Origin of the sequence: Burkholderia sp. WAC0059, assembly GCF_002870125.1 — a bacterium.
Classification (GTDB): Bacteria; Pseudomonadota; Gammaproteobacteria; order Burkholderiales; family Burkholderiaceae; genus Paraburkholderia.
Genome location: NZ_PNEO01000024.1, coordinates 61,743 through 78,094 on the forward strand (window position 1 = coordinate 61,743; position 16,352 = coordinate 78,094).

At 68.3% G+C, this 16,352-nt stretch carries 13 protein-coding genes; 8 read left to right on the forward strand and 5 right to left on the reverse strand.

Translation table 11 applies throughout. From position 1 onward, the window contains the following. The first annotated feature begins 76 nt into the window (after positions 1-76). The 6 genes from CY652_RS20990 (at position 77) to CY652_RS21015 (ending at position 6,109) form a co-directional block, all read left to right on the forward strand. Positions 77-859: a transporter substrate-binding domain-containing protein gene (locus CY652_RS20990; protein ID WP_102132648.1), complete on the forward strand. Its 783-nt coding sequence runs from the start codon at positions 77-79 to the stop codon at positions 857-859. A 52-nt stretch (positions 860-911) separates the two neighbouring features. Then, positions 912-2,297 (forward strand): MmgE/PrpD family protein, encoded by a 1,386-nt coding sequence (locus tag CY652_RS20995; protein ID WP_102132649.1) that lies wholly within the window; start codon positions 912-914, stop codon positions 2,295-2,297. 46 nt (positions 2,298-2,343) lie between these two features. Beyond that, positions 2,344-3,003, forward strand: a complete 660-nt coding sequence (locus CY652_RS21000) for an amino acid ABC transporter permease (protein ID WP_102132650.1) — start codon at positions 2,344-2,346, stop codon at positions 3,001-3,003. A 26-nt stretch (positions 3,004-3,029) separates the two neighbouring features. Then, entirely contained in the window at positions 3,030-3,680 is a 651-nt protein-coding gene (locus tag CY652_RS21005) for an amino acid ABC transporter permease (protein ID WP_102132651.1), read from the forward strand. Between the two features lie 15 nt (positions 3,681-3,695). Next, the gene (locus CY652_RS21010) at positions 3,696-4,475 is read left to right on the forward strand and encodes an amino acid ABC transporter ATP-binding protein (protein WP_102132652.1); all 780 of its coding nucleotides are present in this window, start codon (positions 3,696-3,698) and stop codon (positions 4,473-4,475) included. 512 nt (positions 4,476-4,987) lie between these two features. Continuing rightward, complete coding sequence (locus tag CY652_RS21015) at positions 4,988-6,109, forward strand: hypothetical protein (RefSeq protein WP_146010171.1); 1,122 nt, start codon at positions 4,988-4,990, stop codon at positions 6,107-6,109. A 50-nt stretch (positions 6,110-6,159) separates the two neighbouring features. Here CY652_RS21015 and CY652_RS21020 read toward each other — a convergent pair whose 3' ends face one another. The 4 genes from CY652_RS21020 to sctC are packed head-to-tail and all read right to left on the reverse strand — an operon-like array spanning position 6,160 to position 11,727. Then, positions 6,160-7,824 (reverse strand): secretin N-terminal domain-containing protein, encoded by a 1,665-nt coding sequence (locus CY652_RS21020; protein ID WP_102132654.1) that lies wholly within the window; start codon positions 7,822-7,824, stop codon positions 6,160-6,162. A 25-nt stretch (positions 7,825-7,849) separates the two neighbouring features. After that, the gene (locus tag CY652_RS21025; protein WP_102132655.1) at positions 7,850-8,707 is read right to left on the reverse strand and encodes a response regulator transcription factor; all 858 of its coding nucleotides are present in this window, start codon (positions 8,705-8,707) and stop codon (positions 7,850-7,852) included. A gap of 17 nt (positions 8,708-8,724) precedes the next feature. Beyond that, on the reverse strand, positions 8,725-9,849 hold the full coding sequence (locus CY652_RS21030) for a sensor histidine kinase (protein WP_258002393.1): 1,125 nt from the start codon (positions 9,847-9,849) through the stop codon (positions 8,725-8,727). A 54-nt stretch (positions 9,850-9,903) separates the two neighbouring features. Then, on the reverse strand, positions 9,904-11,727 hold the full coding sequence (sctC, locus tag CY652_RS21035; RefSeq protein WP_102132657.1) for a type III secretion system outer membrane ring subunit SctC: 1,824 nt from the start codon (positions 11,725-11,727) through the stop codon (positions 9,904-9,906). 268 nt (positions 11,728-11,995) lie between these two features. On the opposite strand from sctC, the gene CY652_RS21040 reads away from it, so the two are divergent. Next, positions 11,996-13,096 (forward strand): type IV pilus twitching motility protein PilT, encoded by a 1,101-nt coding sequence (locus CY652_RS21040; RefSeq protein ID WP_102132658.1) that lies wholly within the window; start codon positions 11,996-11,998, stop codon positions 13,094-13,096. A gap of 247 nt (positions 13,097-13,343) precedes the next feature. Next, entirely contained in the window at positions 13,344-13,874 is a 531-nt protein-coding gene (locus CY652_RS21045) for a lytic transglycosylase domain-containing protein (protein ID WP_102132659.1), read from the forward strand. Between the two features lie 137 nt (positions 13,875-14,011). Here CY652_RS21045 and CY652_RS21050 read toward each other — a convergent pair whose 3' ends face one another. Then, on the reverse strand, positions 14,012-16,195 hold the full coding sequence (locus tag CY652_RS21050; protein ID WP_146010172.1) for a hypothetical protein: 2,184 nt from the start codon (positions 16,193-16,195) through the stop codon (positions 14,012-14,014). Positions 16,196-16,352: the final 157 nt, after the last annotated feature.

The window sequence follows — 16,352 nt, forward strand, 5'->3', positions numbered from 1 at the left end:
CGGCGTCCGTTTTTGTGACGTGAAACCCTGATATCCGGTCAATCACCTGGTCAATCTCATCGAGAGGATGCAAAAAATGAAATTCAAGCTGCTGGTTCTGGGTATCGTCAGTCTCGTCACGGCCGCGGCGAGCGCCCCCACCTTCGCCGACGACCTGAGCGCCGTCATGGCGCACCACGTCATCCGCGTCGCGGTGCCGACCGACTACCCGCCGTTCGGTTTCGTCGGCTCCGACATGCAGCCGAAGGGACTCGACATCGACATGGCGAGGCTCATCGCGAAGAAGCTCGGCGTGCAGCTCCAGCTCGTGCCGGTCACGGCGCCGAACCGCATCGCCTACCTGCAGACGGACAAGACCGACCTGACCATCTCCTCGCTCGGCAAGACGCCCGAACGCGCGCAGGTCATCGACTTCAGCATCGCCTACTCGCCGTTCTTCGACGCCGTGTTCGGCAGCAAGAGCCTGCAGGCAAGCAACTACGCCGAGCTGTCGGGCAAGGTCATCGCCGTCACGCGCGGCTCGATGCAGGACGAGGAGTTGCAGCACCTCGCGCCCGGCGCGGTCGTCAAGCGCTTCGAGGACAACAACAGCACCGTGGAAGCCTTCCTGTCCGGGCAGACGCAGATGTTCGCGAGCGGCACCGCCGTCGCCGCGGCCATCGAGCAGCGCCATCCCGGCGTGGACATGGCGCTGAAGGTCGTGCTCTCGAACGCGCCCTGCTACGTGGGCCTCGCGAAGAACGAGCCGCAACTGCTCGCGAAGGTCAACGACATCATCCGTCAGGCGAAGAGCGACGGTTATCTGGACCAGCTCTCGAAGCAGTGGCTCGGCGCACCGGCCGGGAATCTGCCCGAGTAAAGGCCCGATCGGGCAAGGCCGGCGCGGCCCGATAGAACCAGGACCCTCCCCTATGCAGACCGTCGAAGCAACCGCGAGCGCCCATGTGGCGCAGTGGGCGACCGGCGTGGCGGCCGACGCCATTCCCCCGGCCATCCGCGCCCGCGCGCAAACCTGCCTGATCGACACGATCGGCGTCGCCATCGCCGGCTCGCGCAGCGAGGCCGCCGGCTTCGCGCGCGCGCTCTGCCTCGAAGGCGGCACGCAGGGCGCGTCCACCGCGTTCGGCGCCTCGCGGCCGTTCTCGGCCCAGGCCGCCGCGTTCGCGAACGGCACGGCGGCCCACGCCTACGATTTCGACGACAACTGCTACGCCGGCTTCGTGCACGGCTCGGCCGTCATCGCGCCGGCGACGCTGGCCGTCGGTCAGAAGGTCGGGGCCAGCGGCGCCGAGGCGATCACCGCGTTCGCGATCGGCGCCGAGTGCGAGTACGCGTTCGGCGCGGCCACGCGCAACGCGCTCTACGAGCGCGGCTGGTGGACGACCGGGGTGCTCGGCCCGCTCGGCGCGAGCATGGCGGCCGCGCGCCTGCTCGGCCTCGACGCGGCGCGCGCGCAGACCGCCTTCGGCCTCGCGCTCGCCGGCGCGGGCGGCATGAAGGCCTGCTTCGGCTCCGACGCCAAGGTGCTGCTCGCCGGCCGCGCCTCGGAGGCCGGCGTGGTCTGCGCCGAACTCGCCGCGCGCGGCGCGAGCGGCCCGGCGCGCGTCGTCGAGGAGCCGAACGGCTTCGCGAACCTGTTCAACGGCGGCACGTTCGAGCACGCTGGCCTCGCCGTGCTCGGCCGGCACTGGTATCTGGAAGACCCGGGCGCGGACGTGAAGCGCATTCCGGTCTGCCTGTCGTCGCACGCGGCCGTGGACGCCGTGCTCGAACTCGTCGAGGCGCACCGGCTCGACGCCGCGGACATCGTGTCGATCGTCTGCGACGTGCCGCCCGTCGTCCGCGCCAACCTCAAGTACGACCGCCCGCATTCGGTACGCGAGGCGCAGTTCAGCATGCCGTTCGCGATCGCGGCGGCGCTGCGTTTTCCGTCGTTCGATCTCTCGCGTCTCGACATGGCGAGCCTCGCCGACGAGGCGCTCGTCGCGCTAATGGCGCGCGTGAGCATGCAGACGAGCCCGATCTGGGACAAGCCCGGCATGCGCGAGTACGCGCCCGAGGGCGCGCGCGTGATCCTGACGCGGCGCGACGGCGCGCCGATCGAGGCGTTTCGCGACAAGGCGCGCGGCAGCGCGACCGATCCGCTGTCCGCCGACGAAATCGCGCAGAAATTCCTCGCCTGCGTCTCGCCCGTGCTGGGGGACCGTCGCGCCGCGAACCTGCTCGCGCGCCTCGAACAACTGGACGGCCCCGTCGCGCTGCGCGACCTGTTCGCCGACGCCGGCGGCCCGACATGAAGCCGGCCGACGTCCTCTTCCCGACCTCCCCACACCGGACGCCGCCATGTCCATGCTGAACTTCTCCAGCGTGTTCGCGGCCTGGCCGCTGTTCCTGAGCGGGCTGTGGCTCACAACCGTGCTCACGCTCGTCTCCTGCTTTTTCGGCACGCTGCTCGGCGTCGCCTGCGCCTGGGCGCGCATCGAGGGCCGGGCATGGCTGCGCCTCGGCATGGCCTGCTACGTCGAGTTCGTGCGCAACACGCCGTTCCTCATCCAGATTTTCTTCATCTACTTCGGGCTGCCGGCGCTCGGCCTGCGCATGGGCAGCCTGACCGCCAGCATCGTCGCGCTGACGCTGAACCTCGGCGCCTACGCCTGCGAGATCGTCCGGGCCGGCATCGAGGCGACGCCGCGCGGGCAGATCGAGGCGGCGCAGTCGCTCGCGCTCGACCGCTGGCAGATCTACACGCGCGTCGTCGTCCCGGCGGCCCTGGCGCGCGTCTGGCCGGCGCTCACGAGCCAGTTCGTCATCATGATGCTGATCTCGGCCCTGTGCAGCCAGATCTCGACGGCCGAGCTCTCCTACGCGGCGAACTTCGTCGCCGGCCAGACCTTCCGCAATTTCGAGTCCTACATCGTGGTCACCGTCTGCTATCTCGTCCTCGCCTCGGCGCTGCGGCGGTTCCTGCAGTGGTTCGGCCCGCGCTTCGTCTTCGGCGCCTGAGCGCCCCGCCAACCGGAACGTATCGGATGAGCAATTTTTCCACCTGGGATGTGATCCGGAATCTGCTGGCGGCGCTGCCCTGGACGCTGGCGCTCTCGGCCATCGCGTTCGCCGGCGGCACCGCGGTCGGGCTCCTGCTGCTCGTGCTGCGCATCGCGCGGCCGCGCTCGCTCGGGCGCGTCGTCGGCTGGTACGTGCAGCTTTTCCAGGGCACGCCGCTCCTCATGCAGCTCTTTCTCACCTACTTCGGGCTCGCGCTCTTCGGCATCGAGACCTCGCCGCTCGTCGCCGCCACGATCTGCCTCACGCTCTACGCGAGCGCGTTTCTCTCGGAGACGTGGCGCGGTTGCGTCGAGTCGATTCCGAAGGGGCAGTGGGAAGCGTCGGCGAGCCTCGCGCTCGGCTTCTACGAGCAGCTACGCTACGTGATCCTGCCGCAGGCGCTGCGCCTGTCGATTCCGCCGACCGTCGGCCTCCTCGTGCAGATCGTGAAAGACACCTCGCTCGCCTCGGTGATCGGCTTCGTCGAGCTGACGCGCTCGGGCCAGATCATCGCCAACGTCACCTACGAGCCTTTTCTCGTCTACGGCGTCGTGGCGCTGCTCTATTTCGCGCTGTGCTTTCCGTGCTCGCTCTGGGGCCGGTGGCTGGAAAAGAAAACCAGGATTCAGTATTGACCGACCGGAATACCCATGCAGAACGGCACTAACCAGACGAACGACTCTCACCGGACGGCCAGCCTCGTCGAAATCCGCGGGCTCAGGAAGCGCTTCGGCGAGAACGAGGTGCTCAAGGGCATCGACCTGTTCGTGAAGCGCGGCGAGGTGGTCAGCATCATCGGGCGCAGCGGCTCGGGCAAGAGCACGCTGCTGCGCTGCATCAACGGACTCGAGACGTTCGAGGACGGCACGCTCGCGGTGGGCGGCCAGGCCTTGCGGCACGGCGACGCGCGAGCCATGCGCGAGCTGCGCCAGAACGTCGGCATGGTGTTCCAGCACTTCAACCTGTTCCCGACGATGAGCGCGGGCGAGAACGTCATGCTCGCGCCGACGCTCGTGCGCAAGCTGCCCAAACCCGAGGCGCGCCGGCTCGCGCAGAAGCTGCTCGAGCGCGTCGGCCTCGGCGAGAAGTTCGAGAGCCGGCCGCACCAGCTCTCGGGCGGGCAGCAGCAGCGCGTCGCCATCGCCCGCGCGCTCGCCATGAATCCCGAGGTCATCCTGTGCGACGAGATGACCTCGGCGCTCGACCCCGAACTCGTCGGCGAGGTGCTTCAGGTCATCGAGAAGCTGGCCGCCGAGGGCGCGACGCTCATCATCGTGACGCACGAGATGAACTTCGCGCGCAAGGTCAGCGACCGCGTCGTCTTCATGCATCAGGGCCGGGTGCACGAGACGGGCGCGCCGGAGCAGATTTTCGGCGCGCCGCAAACGCCCGAGCTGCGCAACTTCCTGTCGTTCCAGACGCCGGGCTGAGAGGGGCCCCGCGCCGCCGCGCGACCCGACGCGCATCGGCACCAATACGTCGCACGTGCGGGATAAATACGCGGGGATAAATGCGCGGCGCCGGTACGCAAATCCGTCGAAATGTTCGCTTCCGTGTCCGGAGACCGGCATGCGGTTCGCTATGCTGCCGGCAAGGCCATATGCGGAAGTTCCCATCCGGAAACGGCGCGACGGACACAACCCGGACGCTCCTCACGGCATCGTCGTTTCCCGTCGTTTCGTTGAGCCGGGGACTCCGCGCGCGTGGCAAAGGCAAAATCGGCGGAGGAAGTTGCGTGAGTACCATCGGTCATTCGCACGGCGTGGGCCACATCGGCCCGACGCTCCCACACGACGAAGCGGACGGCTCGTCCGCCGCGGAACAGTCGGCGTCGGCGCACGTCGGTGCCCAGCCCTCGCCTCGGCCGCTCCAACACTTCCGGGGCCCGAAGACCAACTTTGCGTATCCGTATAAGCCGACGCCGGAGCAGCGGGCATCGGAATTGAAGGTCGAGCGCAAGCAGGTCGGTAGCCCGCCTTCCGTGCCGAAGCCTGCCGGGGCTTCGGCACACCAACCGGCCGGCAACCCTTACGCCTCGTCCTACACAGCGGCTCTGGGCCTGAGCCGGATCGTTCCCGGCCTGCCGAGGGCTCGCAATCGCCTGCGCAAACGCGAGGCCGCGAACGCGCCAGCGGCCAGCCATCCGGCCGACGCGGCCAGTCTGCGGAAAAAACACTACCGGGAACATCTCGCGAATCAGCCGGATCAGGCGGAACTGATGCGAATCCGGATCGGCCACCGCAACCTCGCGCAGATCGCGAAGCAGACCGATTCCGAATCGCGTCACGCCCTCGCGAACGCCATCGCCGGGCACGGTAGCGACGGACGATCGACGGCCGAACTCGACCGCATGCGCGACATCCTCGTGGGCCGCCACATCGTCGACGCTCAGGATACAACCCGGCATCTGGCGGGCAGCGTTTACCGGGGCGCGCTGTCCGCCCTCGGGCTGGGCGCGATCGCCGGGTCGTCGGGCCGGAACCGCCCCGACGACCTCGACGCGCTCGTCCCGCGCACCCAGCACTACCGCGACAAGAAGGAAGCGAAGATTCTCGACACGGCGAGAAACTTGATGGGCCGGTTGGGCCCGGCCGATGCCGCCCCCGAGGACTGGCAAAGAGCGTTCGCATCCGCGAAGCAGCGCGTCGACGGACAACCGGTCAGCCGTCTCCTGCCCTTCGTGAAATTCGAAAAGATCAACGAGAACAAATCGACGAGCCGGAAGAAGGAGGAGATCGATCTCGTCAGCCAGCGCGCGTCCGAGCTCGTGACGGGCGCCATCCGGGAAACCGGCGATCAGGACGGGCTGCGCGCCCTGTACTTCCGGCAAACCCCGAACGCCCCGGCGGGCAGGCAGGCGCTGACGCATTTCTACCGCGGGGCGAAAGCGCTGAACCCCAACCTCGAGCCGGCCTTCCAGCTCATGCGGACCCTCGGCATGTCCAATGCGGAAGCCCTCGCCGCGCTCCGCTCGGCCGTCGGCCGCCATCTGGCGCCGATGCCGGACGCGCATCCCGAACCGGACCTGGCATCGAGAATAGGATCGGCCATGGCGCAAAGCTGAAGCCGCAACCGGCGGCGCGCGCCGCCGTCCTGCGGGGTGCCGCGCGCCGTTCAGCTCGCGACGCGCGGCACCAGCAGAACGAGACGGCGGGTGCCGGGCACGAGCGCGTCGCGCGAAGGCGGATTGACGACGACGAGCCCGTCGCCGGGCGAGAGCGTCGCCCGCACGTCGGCCCAATGCGTGTCGGCGGCGCCATCGGCATGACCGGCCGTGTGCCCCGCCTTGCCCTTGCCGTCCGTGCGATCCATGCCGTCGTTCGCGTCGTCCATCTCGAACGCATCCAGGTCCAGCATGCTCGACGCGGGGTCCGGTATGTCGTCCGCGGCCGGCGCATGCCCCGGGGCGTCGGCCGCGTGCGCCGCGACCGGCTCCACGGAAGCTTTCGCGGCCGGCCGGGCCGCCGCCTGCTTATCCCCCGCCGTGTCCCCGTCCCGATGATGGCCGGCCGCCATGGCACCGTCGTCGACCTTCGCGAGCAGCTCGATCCGCGAGCCGGCCGGATTGCCCGCCGCGCTCGGCGTGACGTCGAGCGAGACGTCGCCGGCGTCGCCCGTCTCGCGCGGATCGCGCGCGTCCGACTGCGCGAGCCCGGCCAGTTGCGCCTCGCGGCGGTCGATGACAGTGGGCGAATGGTCGAACGTCAGCGCGGTCCGGTCGATGCGCCGATGCGCCCGGCCCGCGCGTTCGAGCGCGTCGAGGCGCGCGAGCAGCACGCGCGCGGCGTCGGGCTCGACGACGACGCCGGGCCGCCCGGCCGCCGCCCCGCCCCCGCTCTGCGCACTCTGCGCGTCCGGCGGCACATCGGGCGCGAGCGTCGCGTAGGCGTCGGCATCGACGTCGAAAACCTGGGCCTCGATAGAGATCAGCTCCGGAGCCCGGTCGAGCTGCGCGACGAGCAGCGTGTCGCCCGCGAGACGCCCGGGCCGGTCCCGGATCACGATCGAATTGGTCTGCGCGTCGGCCTCGAAGACGGGTAGCGGCGGGTCGTACTCGACGAGCGCCGGCGACGTCCCGTCGAGCCGCACGCCCTGCCGGAGCTGCTGCGCGAGGCGCGAGGCGACGCCGAGCGTCGTCACGGTCTGGCCGCCGACGACCGAAGTCTGATCGGCGGCCTGCGCGACGTGGAGCGTCACGACCTTGACGGCGGTGGCCACCTGGCCGCGCGCGCTGTCCTCGAGGCGCCGGACGGCCTCGCCCACGCGCAGGATGTAGCGCGACGGCCCGGTCGCCGTGATCGTGTTGGCTCCGGCGTCGGCGTCGAGCGGAAAACGCGGATCGTCGAACCCGTCGCGCTTGAGCACGGCGAGCACGGCGCCGGCCGTGGCGTAGTTGAGCCGGATCGCCAGCGTGCGCTCCTCGTTCGCCGGCTCGACCTGCAGCGCCGCGCCGTCGTAATACCAGACGAGGCCGTAGGAGGACGAGAGCGTGTCGAGAAACTGCCGCGGGCTCAGGTCGAAGCGGCCGACCACGCGGCCCGGCAGCGGCAGCGGCATCTGCACGGGAATGTGCGCGGCGTCGGAAAACGCCTGCAGCGCGTCGGCGATGCTGCTGCCGTCGGTCGAATAGACGAACGGCGTGTCCGGCAGCCTGAGCGGCGCCGTGGACCACGATTCGGGCTGCGACCCGGGCTGCGATTCCGGCTGCGACCCGGCCCACGCCGGCGCGCACGCCATCAACGCGCACGCGAGAACGAACAGGACGCGCGTTTTCTTCATGAGTAGACGGGGGCGAGGCAAGCGCTCAGGCGGACAGCGAATTCTTGACGCCGGGGCCCGCCGGGCCCGTCAGACAGCCGTCCGGCTGCTCCGGCGCGGAAGAAGCCGGGGCCGGCGCCGGATTCTGGGCGGCGTCGGCATCCGCGGCGGGCGCCTCCGGCTTGCGGGTTTCGTCGGGCTGGTCGACGTTCAGGCGGTAGCCCGTCGCATAGACCGACTGCACGTTCCAGCTCACGCCCGCGCCCTTGAGGGCGGTGCGCAGGCGGCTCACGTACATGTCCACGGAGCGGCTCTGCACCGCCGCGTCCCAGCCCCACACGACGCTCATCAGGTCCTGCCGCTGCACCACGGTGCCGATGTGCGAGGCGAGGTGCCAGAGAATGTCGAACTCCTTGGTGCCGAGCCGGTACGGCGTGCCCGCGTGGACGAGCGCCTGGCTCGAGCGGTCGAGCACGCATTCGCCGACCAGCATGCGGCGGCTTTCGCCGTTCGTGCGCGTGGCGCGCCGCAGCAGCACGCGGATGCGCGCGAGCAGCACCTGGCGGTCGAGCGGCTTGACGAGGTAGTCGTCGGCGCCGGCGTCGAGAATCTGCACGATGTCCGACTCGGCCGAATGAACGGTCTGGAAGATGACGGGCACGCTCGACTGCGAGCGGCCGCGCACCCAGGCGAGCAGCTTTTCGCCCGAGATGCCGGGCACGTCCCAGTCGAAAATGAGCAGGTCCGCCCAGTGATCGGCGAGGTGGTTGCGCGCCTGCAACCCGTTCGAGAACGCGTCGACGGAATACCCCTCGGCCTTCAGCCACGAGCACAGCAGCGCCTGCTGGGCCATGTCGTCCTCGACGACCAGAATCCGGATCGGCTTGCGCGAAAAAATTTGCATCGTGCGTACTCCGTGTGTCATTCGGGCGGGCCGCCACCGCCGCCGCCGAGCATGCGCTCGAGGTCGGCAAACGAGACGGTCTTGCTCCGTGCGGCCGTCCCGCCGAGGCGGGGGAAGCGCAGGACGAAGGTCGTGCCCTCGCCCTGGTTCGACTCGGCGTGCATCGTCCCGCCGTGCAGCTCGACGATCTGTTTGGCGAGCTTCAGGCCGATGCCGAAGCCCGAGGCCGTCTTTTTCCCCAGGCTTTCGAAATCCGTCACGATGCCTTTCTCGTGCAGGCCGGGCAGTCCGCCCGCACGATCGCTAATCCTGATATCGGCATATCCGTCCACCGTCTTGAGGGAGACTTCGACGGCCGTGCCGGGCCGCGACGCATGAATGGCGTTGTCGATCACGTTCTGCAGCGCCCGCGCCACGAAATTGCGCATGCCGTTGACCCAGACGGCCGTGCCGTCGGAGAGCCAGAGCTGCAGCGACACGTTGCAGTAGACGGCGCTCACTTCGAGCTGCGGGATCATCTGGCGCACGGTCGAGCGCAACTCGAAGCGCTTGAAGTCCTGCTTCTGCAGATGCTCGGCGACCGACGAGAAAATGAATTGCTCGCCGAGCGAGAGCACGTAGCGCGCGAGCTGGCTGATCTGCTCCATGCCGCCGCAGCGATCGAAGGCCTCGCGGTCGTTCTCGTTCAACTGCGTGAGCGCGACGATCGAATTGAGCGGCGAGCGCAGGTCGTGCATCAGGAAACGCAGCGACGAGGTGCGCGTATCGAGCGCCTCGCGCAGCGGCGTGATGTCGACGACGCTCACCACGAGGTCGACGCCGCCCTCGCCGCTATTGTCGCCGTTACCGGCATGGCCGCCATTCGCGCCCCGGCCCGGCGCCTCGCCCTTGAGCCATAGCGCGGCGCCGTCCACCGCGACCTCGACGCCGCCGAGGAGCGCGTCGCGCGCGAGCGCATCCGGCGCGACGAGGTCGGCCAGCAGCCCGGTGAGCCCGATGCCGGCCGGCAGGGCCCGCTGCAGCAGGTCGGCGGCGCGCGCGCTGGCGGCCAGCACCGCGCCCGCGGCGTCGAGCGCGATCGTCCCCCACGGCTGGGAGTCGAGCATCGACCTCAAATAGCGCAATTCGTCGTCTGGGCTCACCCTGTCACCCCTTCTTCGCGGGACGGCCGGCGCGAACAGGCCGGCCGCCGCGCGTCACGATGGCTCGATCAGCTTCGGCGTCAGCAGGAACAGCCGTTCCATGCGGTCCTTTTCCTTGTCCGTGCTGCGGAACAACGCGCCGAGCAAGGGAATCTTCGAGAGCACCGGCACGCCGGTCTGGTCGTTCGTGTCGTTCTCCGTGTTGTAGCCCGCGATCAGGAGCGCGTCGCCCTCGTCGATGAACGCCTGCGTGTTGATGTTGCTGCTCGTGATGACGGGCAGGCCGCTCACGTTCTCCCCGGAGAGCTCGCCGTCCTGGATCGCCACGTCGAGCTTGATCTGCGTTTTGCCGTTCTCGTCGACGACCATCGGCAGCACGTGCAGCGACACGCCCGTGGAAATGCTGTAGAGGTCGGCCGAGGTGTAGCCGCTCACCGGCACGAAGAACTGCGTGGTGTTGTCCATGTCGGCTTCGATGTTGTCGAGCGTCACGACCTTCGGGCTCGCGTCGATCTTCGCGCGGTTGTCCTCCTCGAGCGCGTTGACGTTCGCCATCAGGTAGCGCCCCGCGTCGCCGAGCACGGCGCTCATCGCGAGACCGCTCGGCGTGGCCGCCGCACTCGTGCTGCCCGCGAGCGTCGTCGTGCCGAAGCTGGGCGCCAGCGTGCCGGTGTAAGTGTTCTGCGCCGTCGAGCCGTTGCCGGTTTCGAGGTCCACGTGGCTGTTGTGCGCGGTCCAGTTGATGCCGAGCTGGTGCAGCGCGTCGTCGTCGATCTCGATGATGTGCGCCTCGATCTCGATCAGGCGCGGCTTGACGTCGAGCCGGTCGATGATCGTCTGGTACTGGCTCATCCGGTCCGGCAGATCGCGGATGATGACGGAATTGGTGCGCTGGTCCGCGAGGATCACGGGCAGGTCGGATTCGCCCTGGCCGCCGCCCGAGGCGCCGGCCAGATTGCCCATCGCCCCGCCCAGCAAAGACTGCGGGCCTTGCCCGGACTGCTGGCCGCCTATCGCGCTCGAGAGCAGCGGCGAAGGCGCGCCGCTCAGCCCGCCGAGCATGCCGCCGCCCGGCAGCGGCGGCAGCGGGCCGCCGCCGTTGCCGGACGAGGAGCCCATCGAAATGCCGCCGCCCACGCCGCCGATGGTGCCGCCCGCGGCGTCGGGAAGCGGCGTGTTGCGGGTGATGTTGCCGCGCGTGTTCGAGGTCTGCGCCGCCTTCTGCTGCGACGAACCCGGGTGGTAGAGGCTGTTGAGCTCGGTGGCGACGCCCTGGAGCGTGACCTGGTTGCCGTCGACCGAAACCGAGCGGTCCATGGCCCACGCGTGGTGCAGCGGGAAGAGCCGCACTTCCGAGTCGCCGACCTTCTGCGCGGTGTTGTCGAGCTGGCCCGCGATCTGGGTGACGAGGTCCACGTAGCTCGGCGGGCCGTTGACGATCGCGGTGCCGTCCGCGTCGTCGTACTGGATCGGAAAGCGCGGGTCCTCCACGTGCATGCGCGCAAGCGCGTCGCGCAGCGTGCCGGTGCTCGTCGTGTCGAGCTTGATGAGCGAGCTCTTCATGTCCGAGGCCGCCGTGATGTTGAGCACCTGGCCGTCGTAGTACCAGACGAAGCCGAACGACGAGGCCAGCGTGTCGAGAAACTTCTGCGGCGGCAGGTGGAATTTGCCGCTGAAGGTGCCGGTCACGTCCTGGGCGATGTTGGCCGGAATGCCCTCGCTCGCCGCGAAATCGCGCAGCACGTCCCGCAAATCCTTACCGTCCGCCGAATAATCGATCTCGGCGGTCCTCCAGTGGACCTCGGCGGCATGAGCCGACAGCGTCGCGCAAGAGAGCACGAACAGCACGATGATCCCTGCCTTCCCAGTCCATTTCATGATTGCCCGTCGAAACTCATGGTTGTACGTACTGCGATAGTTGGCGCAAGCGGCACGCCGAGTCAACGCGAATTCGCCTCGCGCGCCACATTTATTCCGTCTTTCGAACGAAACTTCGCGTCGCGCGATGCAGCGCGCGCGCAACCGCTGCATCGTCGGGGCAACGCCGCCACGCACGCGGTATGGACATCGTCCATGCGGACTGCGATGATTGCCCGCATCGTCCGCCTGCGCGACATTCCTTTCATACAGCTATCCGGCGAAACACATGAACACGGTTCCCAGCGATCTGCGTGACATCACCCGCGAAATCCTCGAGCTCATCGACCTGCGCCAGGTTTTCACCGACATCCACATCGAGCAGGACCGCCCCATCATGATCAAGACGCCGCGGGGCTGGGTGCCCGGCAGCGAAACCCCGGTCATGCTCGAGGAAATGTACCCGACGCTCGCCGCAATCGACGACGACTGGGAAAACAAGCTGCGCCACGGCGCGATCGACCGACCGTTCGTGCTGACGCGCTGCCGGCTGCGCTGCAACGTCTACCGCAGCGCCGGCGGCTCGAAGATCGCGATCTCGATCCGCCGCCTGCCGCTGCAGCCGCTCTCGCTCGAAAAGCTCGGTCTGCCAGCCTACATCAAGAGCATGACAGACAGCACCAAGGGGCTCGTGCTCGTGACGGGCCCGACGGGCTCCGGCAAAACCACCACGATCGCCTCGCTGCTCGACCACATCAACCGCACCCGCAACAGCCATCTCATCACCATCGAAGAACCGATCGAGTACGCGCTCGAAAGCCACCAGTCGATCATCTCGCAGCGCGAAGTCCCGACCGACACGCCGAGCTTCTCGACCGGCCTGCGCGAGGCGCTGCGCCAGAAGCCCGACGTCATCATGGTCGGCGAGGTGCGCGACCCCGAAACCGCCGAAACCGTCCTCCAGGCGGGCGAATCCGGCCACCTCGTGTTCGCCACGATGCACACGAGCAGCGCGCTCTCCACGCTCACGCGGCTCCTGTCGTTCTTCCCGACCGAGCACCGCGAGCGCCACGCCATGTCGCTCGCCAACTCGCTCATCGGCATCGTCTGCCAGAACCTCGTGCCGACCGAGGGCGGCGAAGACTTCGTGCTCGCGAGCGAACTGCTGTTCAACAACCAGCAGCAGATCAGCAAGCTGCTGCTCGACCCGACCCGGCTGCACTTCATCGCGGACTTCATCCGGCGCAAGGAGGACAACATGTCCCGCTCGATGAACGAACACCTGGCCAGCCTCGTCGCGAAGAACGTCATCTCGGCCCGCGACGCGCTGCGCGTCACCTACAACCGCCTCGAGCTGCACGAAATGCTGCAGTCGGTCTCGCAGCGCTGAAGGCGCGCGGGGCCGGCCGCACGGGCCTCGACGCAACACGCATTAATCGTCATATCGGCACTTTCCGGCGAATCTGAAGCCGGGGGCAAAAACGGTGGGGCTCGCGCAAGCCGCCCCGGCCGCCGCGTAATCCGCCGCCCGCCCTGCCGTATGCCCTAAAGAGTCGCCGCCCGATGCCGATAGTCAGAGAGGCTTTCGCTTGTCGGCTGGAACGGGCACCCAAAGGTACGAATCGGTACGAATCGGCATGATCTCGCAGCAACCCTCGGTCAGGGCAGTCCATCGGAGCGGCGGCGGAACCGGCCGGCGAGGCCGGCGCGCGCCGCGCATCCTGCTTTCGGCGCTGGCGCTCGCCTGCCTCGCGGCGGCGCCCGCCGCGCGGGCCGACTGCTTCGACGACGCGGCCCTCTACCACCACGTCAACCCGCTCATCCTGCGAGCCATCGCGATGGTCGAAAGCAACGACACGCCGAGCGCCGTGAATCACAACACCAACGGCTCGTACGATCTCGGCGAAATGCAGATCAACTCGACCCACCTGCCCGAGCTCGAGCACTACGGGATGACCTCGGGCGATCTCTTCGACAGTTGCAAGAGCATCTACACGGGCGCCTGGATCCTGCGCCGCATGATGGACAAGTACGGCAACACCTGGGACGCCATCGGCGCCTACAACTCGTCGACGCCCTACTACCGCGACCGCTACGCCGCCAAGGTCCAGGCCGCTGTGCGCAAGCTGCTGGCGGCGGGCTACGGCGCGCCGGGCGCGCCCCGCTAGACCGGGCTCAGGCACGAAAAAGCGCCGGCGCAACAGAAGCCGGCCAGCCGCTCGCGCGCTTTGCCTCCCGCAGTTCCACTGCACGCCTCGCCCCGCTTCCCGTCCTACCCCAACCTCGCGTTTTGCAGCCTGCCGGCTCACGCGCCGCGCCGCCGCCCAACCCACCGCCTGAGCCGCGGTAGCAATCCTGGCCCGGCATGATTGCGGCCCTCTGCCGCGCGAACGTGATCGAGTGCCGCCCTCTGGCTGCCCTCCACCGGCCGGAGGACCACGCTGGTCGACCTCCGTAGCGAGCTGTTGCGATGTTCGGTCGGCACTTCCCCGACGGCGGCATGAACCTGATTGAAGGCCCGTGTTATGTCGGCTTCCGGCAGCCAGCGTATCATGCCGGTCAGATGACGCAGCACACCGCTGCGACTTTCGGCAGGCACAGCCCCGATGGCGGCATGAACCTGATTGAAGGTCCGCGTCCTGTCGGCTTCCGGCAGCCAGCGTATCTTGCCGGTCAGCTCATTCAGCGCCTCGCTGCGATTTCCGGCGGGCACAGCCCCGATGGCGGCAAGAACCTGATTGAAGGCCTGCGTCATGTCGGCGGCCGGCAGCCAGCGTATCTTGCCGGTCAGCTCATTCAGCGCCTCGCTGCGATTTCCGGCGGGCACAGCCCCGATGGCGGCAAGAACCTGATTGAAGGCCTGCGTCCTGTCGGCGGCCGGCAGCAAGTCGATCTTGCGGGCCAGCTCACTCAGCGCCTCGCTGCGATTTTCGGCGGGCACAGCCCCGATGGCGGCATGAACCTGATTGAAGGCCTGCGTCCTGTCGGCGGCCGGCAGCCAGTCGATCTTGCCGGTCAGTTCACTCAGCACACCGCTGCGATTTTCGGCGGGCACAGCCCCGACGGCAGCAAGAACCTGATTGAAGGCCCGCGCCCTGTCGGCGGTCGGCAGCCAGCAGATCGCGCCGGTCAGCTCACTCAGCACACCGCTGCGATTTTCGGCGGGAACAGCCCCGACGGCGGCAAGAACCTGATTGAAGGCCTGCGTCATGTCGGCGGCCGGCAGCAAGTCGATCTTGCGGGTCAGCTCACTCAGCGCACCGCTGCGATTTTCGGCGGGCACAGCCCCGATGGCGGCATGAACCTGATTGAAGGCCTGCGTCTTGTCGGCGGCCGGCAGCAAGTCGATCTTGCGGGTCAGCTCACTCAGCGCATCGCTGCGATTTTCGGCGGGCACAGCCCCGACGGCAGCAAGAACCTGATTGAAGGCCCGCGTCCTGTCGGCGGTCGGCAGCCAGCAGATCGCGCCGGTCAGCTCACTCAGCACACCGCTGCGATTTTCGGCGGGAACAGCCCCGACGGCGGCAAGAACCTGATTGAAGGCCTGCGTCATGTCGGCGGTCGGCAGCCAGCAGATCGTGCCGGTCAGCTCACTCAGCACACCGCTGCGATTTTCGGCGGGCACAGCCCCGACGGTGGCAAGAACCTGATTGAAGGCCCGCGTCCTGTCGGCAGCCGGCAGCAAGTCGATCTTGCCGGTCAGTTCACTCAGCACACCGCTGCGATTTTCGGCGGGCACAGCCCCGACGGCAGCAAGAACCTGATTGAAGGCCCGCGTCCTGTCGGCGAGCGGCAGCCAGCAGATCGTGCCGGTCAGCTCACTCAGCACACCGCTGCGATTTTCGGCGGGCACAGCCCCGACGGCAGCAAGACCCTGATTGAAGGCCCGCGTCCTGTCGGCGGTCGGCAGCCAGCAGATCGTGCCGGTCAGCTCACTCAGCACACCGCTGCGATTTTCGGCGGGCAGCATGCCTTCGGCTTTGCCCGCGGCAAGCAGGCTATGGAACGCCGCGACCCGTTCGTCCAGCGGGAGGTAACTTATCCGGCTTGCGAGCGCCCCCATCGGCTCGCTGCGAAGAGACCGCCGCGGCAGCTTCTGGGCACGCCCCAGCAACTCGGTCAGATCTGCGACGGTCCGTGTGTTGCCGGCTTTCCGGACAATCAGGGCCGATTGCCTGTCCGGATGGAGCGCCTCCGCCAGGAATCGGGCGGTACTGCCAAGTGCAGTCCGGTCCCGGGGAGAAGGAAGGTTTTCCCTCGACGCAATGCGCCCGAGAATCTCGTTGGGCATCGTCTGCAACCTGGCGGGCCGATTGGGCAGCTCGCCCAACGGTCCGGCACCGGGAGCGCCGACGGAGGACGAACGGCGCGAGACGACCGGCTTCGGCGAACCATCGCGTACGGTACTGCCGGGCGAATCGCCCGCGCCGGCCAAGGCTGACGAACCATCCGGCGGCAGAGACGCGGCAAATTGGAGTTCGATCGGCATGGGAATTCCCCCGTTAGCTTGAGAAAGCTCCATTAGAAGCGACCGGTCGGACATCCGGGATCTGCACGCGAAACCAGTCATCGCGTGGCGAACTTTCCGCGCCTCGCACCCCGGCAATCGCGGATTCCGACTGCAATCCCCGCGCTTCCCCCCCCCC

Bases quoted from the DNA above. Each gene is read 5' to 3' on its own strand.
- CY652_RS20990 (WP_102132648.1), top strand. From the start codon at position 77: ATGAAATTCAAGCTGCTGGTTCTGGGTATCGTCAGTCTCGTCACGGCC.
- CY652_RS20995 (WP_102132649.1), top strand. From the start codon at position 912: ATGCAGACCGTCGAAGCAACCGCGAGCGCCCATGTGGCGCAGTGGGCG.
- CY652_RS21000 (WP_102132650.1), top strand. From the start codon at position 2,344: ATGTCCATGCTGAACTTCTCCAGCGTGTTCGCGGCCTGGCCGCTGTTC.
- CY652_RS21005 (WP_102132651.1), top strand. From the start codon at position 3,030: ATGAGCAATTTTTCCACCTGGGATGTGATCCGGAATCTGCTGGCGGCG.
- CY652_RS21010 (WP_102132652.1), top strand. From the start codon at position 3,696: ATGCAGAACGGCACTAACCAGACGAACGACTCTCACCGGACGGCCAGC.
- CY652_RS21020 (WP_102132654.1), bottom strand. From the start codon at position 7,824: ATGAAGAAAACGCGCGTCCTGTTCGTTCTCGCGTGCGCGTTGATGGCG.
- CY652_RS21025 (WP_102132655.1), bottom strand. From the start codon at position 8,707: ATGCAAATTTTTTCGCGCAAGCCGATCCGGATTCTGGTCGTCGAGGAC.
- sctC (WP_102132657.1), bottom strand. From the start codon at position 11,727: ATGAAATGGACTGGGAAGGCAGGGATCATCGTGCTGTTCGTGCTCTCT.
- CY652_RS21040 (WP_102132658.1), top strand. From the start codon at position 11,996: ATGAACACGGTTCCCAGCGATCTGCGTGACATCACCCGCGAAATCCTC.
- CY652_RS21045 (WP_102132659.1), top strand. From the start codon at position 13,344: ATGATCTCGCAGCAACCCTCGGTCAGGGCAGTCCATCGGAGCGGCGGC.
- CY652_RS21050 (WP_146010172.1), bottom strand. From the start codon at position 16,195: ATGCCGATCGAACTCCAATTTGCCGCGTCTCTGCCGCCGGATGGTTCG.